We start from the raw sequence: 15,063 nt of genomic DNA on the forward strand, positions 1-15,063 counted from the left end.
TCTAAATATCTATTTTATTTCTTCACCATTTAACTTAGATTTTCTTGGTAAATTGTTAACAAAATAACTTGTGTCTGCTAAAAGAGCAATAAAAACAAAATTAAATGAAATTTCCAACATATGTTGATCAATGATTGAACTAATCACCATGAATAGAGTGTATAAAACCAAACTATACGCTTTCACTTGCATGTTTCTCAAAATCAAAACACAAATTATTACCATTATCACCGTAAAGGCAATTAAACCATTCATCATTAAATGTTTAACATACGATGAGTCAATAAAAAAATAGTCTAAAATTGGGCTATGGATCCCACCATTACCATTTTGACGAATAAACTGACCATAAACAGTAACATTATATTTTTCAAAAGCCGCATGACCATACTTTAATCTACCTGACAAAATTCGATCTAGGAGATTAAAAATAGGATTTGCAGAATTATAGAAATAAGCCATTAAGACAGACACACCTGTAACAAATAGGGTACCTGCAACAACTATTTTCGCTCCAAGAAACTCAAATACGGTTATTAAATAAGGATAAATCATTACTGCCAAAATCACTAACAACATCAGGATCAAGTCCAGTTTAGTATCAGTTATAAAGTAGATAAATAGTGTCCAAGCAAAACAACCTACATATTCTGCAACATTAAAACTAAAACGTTTAAAAACACAGTACGCTAACATTAGATAAAATGCGCGTGCCGCTAAATCTGAAGGGTAAATCATTCCCAAAGCATATCGAATTGTCGGTGTTCCAAATCTCCCCATGGTTAAACCCGGAATAATATGCAACTTAGCAGCAATAATAGTCACGACAACTAATAATGACATGGTAATTAAAAAAATTTTTAGAAGTTTCTTATAGTCAATATTTTGTGCACCCAGAACAAACAGGTAATAATAGTATAGATTGTATTGATAAGCATCTGCACAGCTTTTCCACAAAATTAATCCTAATAAGATATAAATTAACCAGTTTTTCCATTTACCATCTTTGATCTCAAAATCAAAGAGTCCCATTTTTAGAATCACCAAAAATCCAGATACTTGGGTAATTCTATACAATAAGTCACTTGGTAATAAACTAGGGAACATAGTTCCTGGTAGAAATTGCGATAATATATATACGATTAAGGCTAATAAATAAAAATTTTCACCGATAAACTGCCATTTTTTTCGTATAAATAAAAGCTTTTCGTTTACTATTTGGTAATCCATAAACTAGCCTTCCCCCGTACTTTTTCATTTTTTCAAGAATTTTTTTGCAGTTTGTAAAATTGTTGGCTTCAATACCCAAATCACAACAAAATATATCACAATACCAAGTAATACTTCTAAGATCAAGGAAGAAACACTAGTCCACAACTTAACATTTAGCAGATAAACCGGAATAAACATCAATATTCCAGCAATCAAATATTTTGGAAAATTAACGAATAATTTTTTTAACTCAACAGTGTCTTTAATATACCATAACTGATAACCTGTTACGGTTGCCTCAGAAAGCACTGTTGCCAACATTGCACCATATAGTCCCCAGGTAGAAACTAATGGGATGTTAATAACAATGTTAACAATTGCCCCAAGTAGAACAGAACGGGTATACGGCTTAACTTGCTTCGTTGGTAGCAAGAACTGCTGTCCAACGGCATTACTCCAACCAATCAAAACAATTACAATTGCTTCAATCATAATAGCCAAGCCTACAGGAGCATATCCACGGCCATAAAAATATGGTCCAAAATGGCGACCAATCCCAGCTAACCCAAAGGCCATCGGAACTGCAATAAATGATACAAAATCAAACGAGGAGTATAAATAGTTATTAACCTCTTTGTCTTTTCCACTAGCAAATGCATTTGCCACATGTGGTAACATCACAGTTCCAGTTGCCGTCACAATTGCTAAGACTACTTTTACTAAGTTATCCGCCGACATATAAAACCCTGATGCATCCGTTCCAGCCAAAAAACCTAACATCGTTTTGTTCAAAACAACATATATTTGTATTGCCACTGTTGGGATGAACAATGCAATTGTTGGACGAACATGTCGTAATGGGTGCAGGTCTTTATAACTAACTTTAACCAAAATCCTTTTTAGAGGGGCCCACAACGTAAAATTTCCAACTAAGACTGAAAGGCCTAATATTAAGATATATAATGGTAAATCTGACGGATTTTTGATAAATACGAAAATTAGAATCAACGAAACAACTTTGACTAGCGTGTTTCGAACGACTGTCCGCTTAAAATCCTCAATTCCCATAAAAAACCAAGATATGTCAAATGCAGCAGCAATAATATTAATCGATTGAAAAATCATTAATACACGATTATCTCGATAAAACCCTAGAAAAACAAAATATAATCCTAATGCAACAAGGATACCAACTGTTTTTATAATTTGGATTTCCCAAAAGGAACGTGCCATTTTCTCACGGTCATTCCGTTGATAAGCAATTTCACGATTTCCATATAACTGTGTACCTAAACTACCAAATAATACAAAATAAAAAACAATTGAGTTGGTAAATGAATTCAACCCATAACCATGCGGAGTTAAAACCCGACTAACATACGGTGCGGTAATTAGTGGCAAAATCATCGCTAAAATCTGATAACCCGCATTATACAAATAGTTTCGAATAACCTTCACGGTCTTATCCCTCGAATTCTTTTCTAACAGCCACTAAGGAGGCCATAATTACCTGATCCATGTTGTAATAGCGATACATTCCTAAGCGACCACCAAAAATTACATTTCCACCCTCATTTTCAGCTAGTTCCCTATACTTCTTATACAAAGAATCATTCTTACGATCGTTAACTGGATAATAAGGTTCGTCACCGCGTTTCCATGTCTTCGGATATTCACGAGTAATAATCGTTTTATTTTTATCTCCTTTACCAAATTCAAAGTGTTTGTGCTCAATGATTCTAGTATAGGGTGTTTCAGCGTCAGTGTAGTTGACGACTGCATTTCCTTGATAATTATTAACATCTAATTCTTGAGTTTCAAACTTCAAAGAGCGATATTCTAGCTCTCCTAGCTTATAATCAAAGAACTCATCAATCATCCCAGTGAACAAAACTCGATCATAATTTTGTAAATACTCATCTTTGTGATCAAAGAAATCAGTGCCTGTTTCAACGGTAATTAAATCACTAGCAAGCATTTTTTCAACAATTTGCGTATACCCACCAATTGGAATTCCTTGATAAGGATCATTAAAGTAGTTGTTATCATACGTAAAACGAACTGGAATTCGACGAATAATAAAAGCAGGTAAATCTTCTGCCTTCTTACCCCATTGCTTTTCAGTATAACCTTTAACCAATTTCTGATATAAATCAGTTCCCACTAAAGAAATACCTTGTTCCTCTAAATTTTCAGGCTTTTTACCCTTTAAAACTGCACGCTGTTCTTCAATTTTAGCTTGGGCTTCGGCAGGCGTGATTACACCCCACATCTTATTAAAGGTATTCATGTTAAACGGCATGTTATAAATTTCACCATGATAGTTCGCAACTGGACTATTAGTATAGCGGTTAAAATCTGCAAATTGGTGAACATAGTCCCAGATTTCTTTTTTATTAGTATGGAAAATGTGCGCACCAAACTTATGAACTTGAATCCCATCAATTTCTTCAGTGTAGATATTTCCCGCTACATGGTCTCTTTTTTCAATTACTTTAACTTCATTACCTCTTTTTGCTGCTTCATAGGCAAATGTGGCACCAAACAAACCGGCACCTACTACTAAATATTTTGTCATCTAAACTATTCCTCCTACTATTAAAACAGCGAAAAAGCTGTCTATACTTGTTAGATTATAGCATAAAATAAGCTATAAATAGTCGAGTTCAGTCTTTAACGCTATTTATAAGCTTATTTACCTTCTGGTACTTTTCTGTGGAAAAAACAAAAAAGTTAGCTATTTCGTGTTTTATTGCACTATATTTTTTAAACAATCACCTAGATTAAATTTTTTTAAAATTTAATCTAAGTGACTGTTAACCCAAAATACTTTCCATTTCTTGCATTGCCTGATAGATAAAATTACCAGAACGAACTTTTTTTGAAATCTTTTCAGCGTTGCTTTTAAGCTTAGCATAATCATCATCTGTCATATCTGCCAAAATATTATCAAGCTCTGTTAAGCTGTTAACCGTGATTCCAACCTGAAATTTTTCGACAAAGCCAGCAACAGCCGCTTGCTCCCAAACTATGACTGGCATACCAGAACTTAAATATAAAGAAGTTTTGTGTGGTGCATTATACTTCGAATACTCGCCATAAGTTCCGGTACAGGCATCAACCGATTGTCCATCCCAAATTAGGCCAAAATTTTCATTCATATGAGCAGGTAATTCTTCTGAAGGATAAACCCCCTGATAATTAACACATTGCGGATATTTCTCCGATGGGTTAGGCCCGAACGCATCTAACTTAGTATGCTTCCAAGTTAGTTTATCCATAAAACCAGCTTTTTCGTGAATTAAATTTCCCGCAAAGCATAGTGATCTATCAAATTTAGTACTTTTTACAATTGGGTTAGGATTAATATAGTCAAAGATTCCTAATTGTACCATGGGCACTTTAACACCATTATCCAGTAACCACTTTTGCATTTTTTCATTATGTACAATTAACCCATCTGTACTATTAAAAATATCCAGTTCATTTTTATAAAACTTCTGATCATCAAGGTATCCTCTAATTGCCTCAACATCATGAATTACAAAGATTAACTTGGCCTTTGTATACTTTCTAATTGCTTTAATAAATCTTTGGGTTAAGAAAATAGAATAAATTGGATACTGAAATACAATCTCCTCATAGTCTTTTCCCTTAAATAACTTGTTAATTCCATAGAAAGAAAACATTAGTTTGGCTAGCTTGTTACGAGAAATTTCTAAATTAATTTTTTCATAGCCTTTTTCTGTCAAAAATTCTTCAATATCATTTTTTGCTTTTGGACCAGCATCTTTATTATCTTTTGAGATAATCGAAGATAAAATCACTTTTGTCATAATATCATCACTTTCTGTCAATTAATTCTAAATGTACACTAAAGCGAAACTAGACAATGATTTTAAAAAGCATGGTTTAGTTTCGCTCCCTTATAATTTTATTTCACTATTTCTGTAAAATGTTTATTTTTAACTTGTTCAGATGGTGGTTCCATATAATTTGAACCATACATTTGCGATAGAATTTCATCTGAATAACTTGTTCCGTATAATTGGAGATCGTCAAAGGCGTACACTTGACCTTTCAAATAAAACTGTTTAGGAAACATCTCGTTAAGTTTATACGCACCCATAAAATTAACGACATAAGTTGCCCTCCCGTACGGAAAACGTTGTAAAGCATGGTCTAAATTAACTAAACATTGCTTTGTGTCTAGTCTTTTTTCTGGCTGAATAAATTGTCCTAATTTAATAAATACTTTTTCAATTAACGGCCGTTCCGTCATATTAACACTAACTCGATCAAATTCAGAATACTTTAACAACAAACGCAACCGCAGTAAATTTAGCCCGTGAATTTTACGTAACAACTTACTTTTAGGCATTCCATCTAAGGGGAAAATATCCATCCATGAATTTCTTTGCTCTGCTACAACCGCAGAGCGATCAACAATCTTAGTATGAGGATTCTCCAGGCGTGCAACATATTCGGTTGTATCGGAGTTCTTAAATGTTCTAAACGGGAAATCTGCTAACTTATTTTCACGTTTCGCAAGTAACTCTTGAAATTTTTCATAATCAGGACGTGGCATCCCAACATCAATGTCATCATCCCAAGGAATAAAACCTTGGTGCCGAACTGCACCTAATAAAGTTCCACCCATAATAAAATATTGTAAATCATGCTGTTGACAAAAATCAGCAAAAACAATCACTAACTCTTTTTCTGCATGTTGTAAGATTTTACGATCATCTAAGTTAACGGTCATTTGGATTCCCCCGAAATTTACGCCACAAAAAACTAGCAATTTTTTTGATCCAATGTTGCTTACCCATAAACATTACTGGTAATTCCGTATATTTTATTTGATTCTTTTCTACCCACACATCAAGCAGTAACTCGCCCAAAAAACCATACAATCTTTTCTCGTAGGGGGTATAGTCAGTAATGTTAGTCCGTTTCTCAACTTCAGACAAAACTTTAATCAACCAATCTGTATATTCATTAAAAATATTAGCTTTAGCAATCAACATATTAAACATGTGCGCAGATTTACGATTAACGGTTTGATCAAAAAAAGGCACATACTCTGGATAGAGTTCCACTAAAACATCGCGAGTTATTTGCAAATCTTCAATATGGTGAACATGTTCATAATGAGACCATGAAGTTTCAATATAATAGTTTCTTTTCTTTGGTAAAATCATATCATATTCACTCATAATTTTATCTAGCTTATGACCAGATAAAACATTGGAAAATTTTTGATTAACAGTCGAAAAAAAATGTGAACTTCCATTCGAAAAGAAACGCCGATAATGAACAAGCCCCTTTATATCAGCCTTTCGATTCTTAGCAGCCCAATACTGTGCGGTTAATTCACAATAACTACCATTTTTACTAGCAATATTGATTTCCGTGTTGTCTCTCAAAAAGCCAGGAAAATTTTCACTTGCCGGACCAACTTGCAACGGCAAATAAATTTTTTCCTGGGGCATTCGTGCTCTCTTATGACTTACTACATACAATTCAGTTTTCATCTAAAATTTCTCCTAATTAGCTAATATGCACCATCTGCTTTAAAAATGCTAACGATATTTTTGAATAAAATCTTACAATCAAACATCAAAGACGCATGATCCACATAGTACAACTCAATTTCACATCTTTTAGGGTAAGTAATATTACTTCTCCCAGATGCCTGCCAATATCCCATTGCGCCTGGTGTTACAGATAAAAACTTCTGTTGTCTAGAACCGTATTCTTTTAGCTCTTCTTTCACTACCGGACGAGGTCCAATTAATGACATCTCACCTTTTAAAATGTTCAGAAATTGTGGTAATTCATCAAAGGAGGTCTTTCGTAAGAATCTACCAAACCTAGTAATTCTGGGATCCTTCTCTGGTGGCAGCTTATAACTGCTTTTGACATACAAATTATACAATTCGGTATTATTTTTCAATTTTTGATCAGCATTAACAACCATTGAACGTAACTTGTAAATGAAAAAGACTTTGCCATTCTTACCAATTCTTTCTTGTTTAAAAAACATTGGCCCTTTATTGTCACCGCTCTGATAGAAAAACCATAAAATTAAAAAAACAGGAATTAAACAGATTAGCGCAACCAATGCTATTAAGATGTCAAAAACGCGTTTTACAAATAAATATCCGCCACTTAAGTGGGCTGGGGCGTTTTCTTGTTCCATTAAGATTCTCCTTAATTCATTTAGGCTTCAAAATGCGACGCCTAACCTTATTTTACTTCAGTCTTTTTAAACAGAAGTTATTATAATACGAGGTAATTTATTTAGCAAATCACGTCTAATTTTCTTTTACTTCATAGATGGTTTTTCTATTCCATCCAGCATGATCATAAGTTGAATAAAATTCGTGCATATCTTGAACTAGATCATTTAAATCATAACCCTTTTCTTTTAAAAATGAACATGCTAGTATTCGTTTGTTAGTTTCTAATTTAACATGTAGCATTCTGTCTGCTACTACACTATTATCCTCGCTCAGTGAAAATGATTTTGATGTTTCTAATAGTTTAACTTGCGTTGTAATAGTATCTGAGAATAAAACGTTAACTCCGTTTGCTTGAGCCTCAATTAGAGTAATTGGTAGTCCCTCATATAGTGATGGAAAGATGATCCAATCGAGAACATTTAAAAATCGATTAACATCCTGTCTAAACCCCATAAAATAGACTACATCTTCTAGTCCAAGGCTTTTTACTAGATATTCAACTTGCGTTCTTTCTCCACCTTCACCAAAAAAAAATAACACTGAATCACGATCCAATGAATAAATTTTTGCAAATATTTCTACAACCCGAGATTGATTTTTAACTGGTAAGAACCGCCCTACATGTCCGTAAACTGTCTTTCCTTTTAAATTGAATTCTTCTTCAATTTTTTTTCTCTGATTTTTATCAAATTTAAATTTTTCTAGATCAATTGCATTATTAACTTGTATATAACTATCATCATTAAACAGCCACTTTGCCGCAAAATTTGAGCAAGCAAATTTTTTAAATTTACCCTTATGAACTATTCTTTTCCCAATCTTGTGTAACATTCTTTTTATTACATTTTTTGTAATTCTTTCATTTGTTGAGCTATGTGAATGAACTATAACATTTTCTTTATTTCTCATTACAAAGTATGGATAAAACTTCGTTAGACTATCTGTATGAAAATGTACATAGTCATATTTATTCGAATTATGTGCTACTCTATTCCAAAAATTAACATAGTCTTTAATCTTAGTTACAGCAGGGGCTTTTATTATTTTTATTTTATCAGAAAACTTAGGTATTCTTGTTTCTGGCAATGTAGCCTCAGTAATAATGACAACATGATAACTTTTGTTGTTTACTAACCCAGTGTACAAATGTCTAACAAATTCTGTTAAGCCTCCTCCCTCTTTTAAATGAGGAACTATTACAAGTATATTTTTCATATGAACTCCCTTTAATCCGATAAATTTTCCATAATTTTTTGACAATTTTTTTCTAGACTAAAACTTTTTTGTATCATTGCATTACGAATATCCCAACTAAATCCTTCTTCTTTATCAATTGGAAAGAGTTTATGCAATGAATCTAGGTATATATGCATTATATCACTATTTGGAAGTACAGTTTGATATACCTTCCTTAGATCAACGGTATAACGACATAATTGATTACATTTTCCAAATTAAGTAACTTCATAATATGTTCCTAACTTTTCTAAATCTCTAACTGGTTATGCATTAATAAAATTAAACTCAAAGCAATTCGATGTTTCCCTGTAGACAAATAAATTTCTGACAAAGCTCCCAATGATTTTTTGTTTTCAATGTCTTTAAACAGGCTCAACTAATACATTTCACTAACATTAATTCCAGTAATTTTAATATTATGCAATCTTCTTTTTTTAATAAAATGATTCCATTTTCACCATATAAATCTCTTCCAGGCCCAGTATTTCCTTAAAATTATTTTTTCTCTTGAATAATATATAATGGACGGTTCTTAACTTCCAAATATATATTACCAATATATCTCCCTACAATTCCTAAACAAAATAACTGTAGTCCTCCGATAAACAATACAATAGAAATTAACGATGCCCAACCATTTACACTACCACCATAAATCAATTTTCTAAATACAATAAAAATAATTGCAATGATTGAACCTAGGCATGAAAACAATCCCGTATATGAAGCCAACGCTAACGGTGTCTCCGAAAAATTGATAATTCCTTCTAGAGAATATTTGAATAACCCCCAAAAAGACCAAGATGTTTCACCCGCTACCCGATCAACATTAGAATATTCCAAATATTTAGTGTTAAAACCAACCCAACTAAAAAGTCCCTTTGAAAAACGATTATATTCAGACATTTGTAAAATTGCATCAACAACTTGTCTTGTCATTAACCGAAAATCTCTAACACCATTTAAAAATTGAGTATCAGACATTTTGTTAATGACGTTATAAAACATGTTTGAAAAAAAGGAGCGAATAACCGGCTCACCTTTACGGTCAACACGTCTTGTTCCAACAATATCATAACCCTCGTCTTCAATTCCCGCTAACATTTCCACTAACTGTTCTGGTGGATCCTGTAAGTCAGCGTCCATTACTGCCACATAATCGCCTTTTGCTGCCTGAAGCCCGGCATATAAGGCAGCCTCCTTACCAAAATTACGTGAAAAAGAAACATAGTGTACTGACTGTTCATATTTTGCATGCAACTGACGTAAAACGGTTAACGTTTGATCTTTTGACCCATCATTTACAAATAAATACTCTATTTTATAACCTCTTAAACTTGGTTTGACCTCTTCAACAGTTTTAAAAAATAACGGAATAGTTTCTTCTTCATTAAAACAAGGTACAACTAAAGAAATTAATTTAGACATTCTTCTTCTCCTTTGATGTGAATCAAACTAACCGAATATATTAGAAAGATCCAAATAATTATTGCAATGGTCAATAACACATAAAAAAATGTTTGAGGCCGATATCCAACTGTAATTTTGTTAACCCCAGAGTTAATTTTTACAGCAACTGTTCCACGCTTGCTAGTCACAAACTTAGACTGCACTCCATTTATTGTTACAGTAGTGTCTGAATAAGCAACTACTGGCAAGTTTAGCATAGTTTGATTTTTAACTTTAACAACATATTTTAACTTATTAGATTCTACAATTGGATGCACCTTTTTGGGTTTATCATTAATATACATTATATTCTGCATTATTTTTTCTTGCTTACCCATATATCCCGGAACACCCTCACTATTTATTGCGGACTGGGGATAATAATCACTTTCACCGAATGTGGCCCCATATTGAAAAATATTAGCAAAATTATTTTGATCAACTTTTATCAGTTTATGTGGATCTAGAGCACGGATAATTTCAGACTTATTGGGTTGTAAGTATTCAGCAGATTCTACTCGTGCTGGATTGACTACTGTGTTAACAATAGACACATAATTTATGGCAAATAACACTAACAAACACATGATTAAAAATGACTTTTCCTTATTATTTTTTCTTGTCAACATTTTTTCTAACATAAATGAAGCAGATATTGCTAACATAAGTGACGCAAATATGTGTAGTCGATATGGAAATTGAATAGTGCCTAAAATTCCGTTTTTTACACTCTCCCATGGAAAAAATGTAGTGCTAACTAACAATAGCGCCAAACCAACCAAATAAATGTATAGCTCTTTCAAATCTTTTTTTACAAAATACCATCCAATTAATACCCCTACTATAAGAAAGAATCCAATATTATAGGCAGTAAAAATATTGTTAGTTAATGACCTGTTAACCAAGTCACTAATTGAAGCAACATACCAGGCTCCACGAGGCGGTGACTTTAAGTTTTTACCGATATAATCTGTTAAAAACGGCCAAACTATAAATCCCAATGTTAAAATTGTTAAGCCAACACTTTTCAGCAGAGCAAACAATCTTTTTATCTCAATTCTTCGAACCATAGCTAGTTTACAAATTAAAAGAATTGAAAAAATTATTACTGTTAAAAACAAACTCAAAAAATGACTATACCCAACCAAGGTAATTCCAATAACCAGTTCAGGCCATTTTCTAGAATCCCCCCAAAAAACATGGTAGAACCCTAAAAAAGCCAACGGTAAAAAAGTACTTGCTATAAACTCTCCTAAAACAAAGTACAGCATTCCCAAACGTAATTTATACATCGCAAAAGTATACAGAAATGCAAACATCAAACTTCGCAAATTATTTTTAGAAAAACTTTTCATTGAAAAATAGCTGATCAATAAAGAAACAAATACAAGCAAACCATACCAGCTATAAAAAGCAGCTACTGGATTTAAAAAGAATCTTAAAAATGCCCAAGGATATAAAAATATAGTTGGATAGAATAAAAACGAACCCACACCAGTATGGTGAAATGTATCCGTCGCAATAAATGTTGATAAACTCCCTCTTTTTAAATTATCAAAGATTTGTTCAACCCTAGAAAAATGAAAAGCTGCATCTGAAGCAACCCCTGTAATATATCCTGTATGATATAAAGGATATACACTCATCATTGCAACAACGAAGAACAAAATGACTACCAGAAAATTATTTTTAAACTGGATTTTTTTAACCTGTGAGACATTAGCGTTACTCCTTAGTTAACCTAATTTATTTTTCAAAATAACACCGAAACTTGTACTAGTATCGTTTTTACATTATAATACTTTACTTATTGCTTGTCCTAAAATCCCCCTAAAATTTATGTATCACGACTTAGTATTTGATATTTAAAGTTAACATTAGGTTGATACCCAATTTAAATACTAAAACATTTTAGTCAATCTTTAACATTCATCAATCTGCAGATACGGTATAATACAGTATTATAATAACTATGTCTACAAAGTTATTTCAAGCATTAATAACTAATTGAAAGGAACCTTTCAACATGTTCAGTGAATTTTTTAAAAAACATCAAACATTTCTAATTTATTTTTTTTGGGGTGGAGTAGCCACACTAGTCAACATTGGTACCTTTATGTTTTGCATCAAAATTGGGTGGCATTATCAAACCGGAAATGTTATTGCTTGGCTGTTAGCAGTACTTGTGACCTACTTTTCAAATAAATTTCTAGTATTTTCAACTCAATATCATGGTATGGTTCAATTATTACAAGAATTAGGGTCTTTTTTAGTCGTTCGATTACTTGCACTAGGTTTAGACTTAATTATTATTTGGCTTGGAATTAAAGTACTGAATTACAATTCTTTTCTAGTTAAACTCTTTGACAATACTGTTGTCGGTATTGTTAATTATCTCGTTAGCCGCTGGTTTGTTTTTACGGAAAGAAAGATATAAATTATGACGTCATCTCCTAAGTATCATGGAAGATGACGCCATTTTCTTATCGTCTATTATTTTTATGATGAGATTTGTATAATTCCTTAGTATCTGAAGAACTGATAACCATCCTCTTTATTAAATGTAATAGCGGTTGACGACCACTACCTACTAGCCCAATTGCCTCCACAAACAGCTCTAAGCCTAATAAGGTTGCAATGATCAGCGCTACTGAACCCCAGAAACTAGATAACGGGAATAGTAGCGAGATAAAGGAAAAAATTAATGCAATTCCATAAATAACTAGCACAGTTTGCCGATGTGTTAATCCCATTTGCATTAAGCGATGATGTAAGTGATGTTTATCTGCTTCGAAAATTGGCTTCTTATTGAGTATCCGACGCAAAATAGCATACACTGTATCAGTAATGGGAACGCCCAGAATAATAATTGGGATAATTAAACTAATGAATGTAGCGTTTTTTAGGCCATATAAAGAAAAAATAGAAATCATAAAGCCAATAAAAAGTGCCCCAGTATCGCCTAAGAAAATTCGTGCTGGATTAAAATTATAGGGCAAGAAGCCAACCATTGCCGCGACTAATGTCAACATCATAATTGACACAAAGACACCCACATTATTAAGAAAGAAAAAACTAGTAATCGCACTGGTAGTTAAGGCAATAATTGAGACCCCTGTCGCTAAACCGTCTAGGCCATCTAATAGATTAATCGCATTAGTAATCGCCACGATCCAAATCAGCGTGACTGGCATACTAAGCCACTTTAGCTGAAAAAGTCCTATGAAGGGGATCGAAAAAGTGGTCATTTTAATCCCAGCAATATAATAAACTACCAACGCTGCAACAACAATCCCTAATAATTTTTGCTTCGGCTTTAATTCATAAATATCATCAATAACACCGGTTAAAATAATAATACATTCTGCCAAAAACAACGCAAACAACTGTCGTTGTGGATATTGTGTTCTTAAAAAAAGAAAATTAGTTAAATTAAAAGCAATAAAAATTGCCAATCCACCTAGAGTCGGCATCGGTCTTGAGTTAACCCGTCTTGCATTTGGCTTATCAACAGCTCCGACCTTAATAGCAAATTTTCGAACAAAAGGAACCAAGATTGCTGAAATAATCATCGTTGCAAAAAGTGCCGCAAAAATTTTATACATAAGATAGCAGTCCTTAATTTTTTTGTGTAATACAATACTTTTTTATGAGTATATATCGAAGTTAATCATACCATATTAAAGTCAATATTTCTCACTCGAGCTTTATTTAGAATGTTATCTTAACAATCATACTCCTTTTATCTATCAAAAATTCTCCAATTCCCTTTTCTTTTAACCGCCCCAATTTCTTGTTATGATAGACATGTAACAAGAATTCACTGACAGTTAACGTTAGTAAGGCAGTCATGCAAGATGTCCAAGGAGGAATCAGCTATGAAAGATTCGCAAGCTAAAGTTGAACATGCTCAAGTTGTTGGTTTTGTCAGTGGTGTTGTTTTTGCCACTGCAATTCATGCCGCCATCGCTTTACCGCTCATCGCCCTTCGTTTAGGCGCCAAGGGGAAGCATAACTTGCACCATCGCGGCCATTGTCATCCTCATCATGAACCAGCCGGTCCTGTTCATTTTTTGGCCGAGCAACGTGAAAAACAAGCCCAAGATGAACATGATTTGCTAGTGGAAGTCAACGAAAATTTGGCAGCTATTCAAGCCAAACTAGCTGACCGTCCAACTCCACCAGCACCGGAGCCAAAACCAGAAGCTCCAGAGCCAGATGATGCTCCAGAACCGCCTAAACCGTAATTGTTAGTTTGTCACGTTGTCATACGAAAGGATGTTAACTTTGAAAATCTACAAGTCAACTAATTTAATCTTGTTAGCTGCTTGCAGTGGCGCTTTATTCTTCAACTTCTCCACCCAGCCAGCAGACAGCCAATTAAACGTCATTCCAACTGTTGCTGCCAAAACCGTCAACAAAACTCAAGCCATTACCAAAGTTAAAGTCACGGCTAACCAGGCAATCAAAGTCTTCACGGATAAATATGCTGAGACTGACGTGAAGTCTCTTTCTCTCGAGAAAAAGCATGATAAATATTATTATGAAGTTGAGGGAGTCGGCGATAAAAAAGAACACGAACTTAAAATTGATGCTAATTCGAAAAAAATCATCAACACTGATACCGACACCTTAGACCCCGTGGAACAAAAGGGTGTTAAACGTACCGAAAAAAAGATCCAGACCAAGAAACTCTTAACCGTTAAACAAGCAGTTAAGGCTGCGCAAAAGAAGGTCAAATCAGGGACAGTGACTGAGGTTTCTCTTGACCAGTCGCTCGGGATTACCTACTGGGAAGTTAACTTTAAACAGGCTGATAAAAAGGTCGAGGTTAACATCGACGCTCAAAGCGGAAAATTTCTTTCCAAAGAAACCAGTGAGATCGACGACTAACCTGCTTGTTTCATAAGAAAAG

The 15,063-nt window shown here is 33.5% G+C and carries 14 protein-coding genes; 3 read left to right on the plus strand and 11 right to left on the minus strand.

All coding sequences use genetic code 11. The annotated features are described in order from the left end of the window. Positions 1–9 precede the first annotated feature (9 nt). The 10 genes from LPAF129_RS03540 to LPAF129_RS03585 form a co-directional block, all read right to left on the minus strand. Positions 10–1,230, minus strand: coding sequence for a hypothetical protein (locus LPAF129_RS03540; RefSeq protein ID WP_244054786.1), 1,221 nt, complete (start codon positions 1,228–1,230; stop codon positions 10–12). Positions 1,231–1,254: 24 nt separating this feature from the next. Then, positions 1,255–2,670, minus strand: a complete 1,416-nt coding sequence (locus tag LPAF129_RS03545) for a flippase (protein WP_244054787.1) — start codon at positions 2,668–2,670, stop codon at positions 1,255–1,257. 4 nt (positions 2,671–2,674) lie between these two features. Continuing rightward, on the minus strand, positions 2,675–3,790 hold the full coding sequence (glf, locus tag LPAF129_RS03550) for a UDP-galactopyranose mutase (protein ID WP_244054788.1): 1,116 nt from the start codon (positions 3,788–3,790) through the stop codon (positions 2,675–2,677). 238 nt (positions 3,791–4,028) lie between these two features. Further along, a complete protein-coding gene (locus LPAF129_RS03555; RefSeq protein WP_244054789.1) occupies positions 4,029–5,069 on the minus strand; it encodes a glycosyltransferase in 1,041 nt (346 codons plus the stop codon). Positions 5,070–5,146: 77 nt separating this feature from the next. Then, the gene (locus tag LPAF129_RS03560) at positions 5,147–5,977 is read right to left on the minus strand and encodes a LicD family protein (protein WP_244054790.1); all 831 of its coding nucleotides are present in this window, start codon (positions 5,975–5,977) and stop codon (positions 5,147–5,149) included. Further along, positions 5,967–6,749 (minus strand): DUF4422 domain-containing protein, encoded by a 783-nt coding sequence (locus LPAF129_RS03565; protein WP_244054791.1) that lies wholly within the window; start codon positions 6,747–6,749, stop codon positions 5,967–5,969. The genes LPAF129_RS03560 and LPAF129_RS03565 overlap by 11 nt, the downstream gene beginning before the upstream one ends. Positions 6,750–6,769: 20 nt before the next feature. Beyond that, entirely contained in the window at positions 6,770–7,417 is a 648-nt protein-coding gene (locus tag LPAF129_RS03570; RefSeq protein ID WP_244054792.1) for a sugar transferase, read from the minus strand. A gap of 115 nt (positions 7,418–7,532) precedes the next feature. Beyond that, on the minus strand, positions 7,533–8,720 hold the full coding sequence (locus LPAF129_RS03575; protein WP_244054793.1) for a glycosyltransferase: 1,188 nt from the start codon (positions 8,718–8,720) through the stop codon (positions 7,533–7,535). A 474-nt stretch (positions 8,721–9,194) separates the two neighbouring features. Beyond that, positions 9,195–10,127, minus strand: a complete 933-nt coding sequence (locus tag LPAF129_RS03580; RefSeq protein ID WP_244054794.1) for a glycosyltransferase family 2 protein — start codon at positions 10,125–10,127, stop codon at positions 9,195–9,197. After that, positions 10,115–11,797 (minus strand): putative glycosyltransferase family protein, encoded by a 1,683-nt coding sequence (locus LPAF129_RS03585; protein WP_244054795.1) that lies wholly within the window; start codon positions 11,795–11,797, stop codon positions 10,115–10,117. Before LPAF129_RS03585 ends, LPAF129_RS03580 begins: the two co-directional genes overlap by 13 nt. A 377-nt stretch (positions 11,798–12,174) precedes the next feature. Between LPAF129_RS03585 and LPAF129_RS03590 the strand changes: the two genes are divergently transcribed. After that, positions 12,175–12,585 (plus strand): GtrA family protein, encoded by a 411-nt coding sequence (locus LPAF129_RS03590; RefSeq protein WP_244054796.1) that lies wholly within the window; start codon positions 12,175–12,177, stop codon positions 12,583–12,585. 46 nt (positions 12,586–12,631) lie between these two features. Here LPAF129_RS03590 and LPAF129_RS03595 read toward each other — a convergent pair whose 3' ends face one another. Then, entirely contained in the window at positions 12,632–13,753 is a 1,122-nt protein-coding gene (locus LPAF129_RS03595; RefSeq protein WP_244054797.1) for a glycosyltransferase family 4 protein, read from the minus strand. Between the two features lie 273 nt (positions 13,754–14,026). On the opposite strand from LPAF129_RS03595, the gene LPAF129_RS03600 reads away from it, so the two are divergent. Both LPAF129_RS03600 and LPAF129_RS03605 read left to right on the plus strand, forming a co-directional pair. Beyond that, positions 14,027–14,395 carry a hypothetical protein gene (locus LPAF129_RS03600; protein ID WP_244054798.1) on the plus strand — a complete coding sequence of 123 codons (369 nt, stop codon included), beginning with the start codon at positions 14,027–14,029 and terminating at the stop codon, positions 14,393–14,395. Positions 14,396–14,435: 40 nt separating this feature from the next. Beyond that, complete coding sequence (locus LPAF129_RS03605; protein WP_244054799.1) at positions 14,436–15,041, plus strand: PepSY domain-containing protein; 606 nt, start codon at positions 14,436–14,438, stop codon at positions 15,039–15,041. Positions 15,042–15,063 lie beyond the last annotated feature (22 nt).

It is taken from the genome of Ligilactobacillus pabuli, assembly GCF_022836475.1.
Taxonomy (GTDB): domain Bacteria; phylum Bacillota; class Bacilli; order Lactobacillales; family Lactobacillaceae; genus Ligilactobacillus; species Ligilactobacillus pabuli.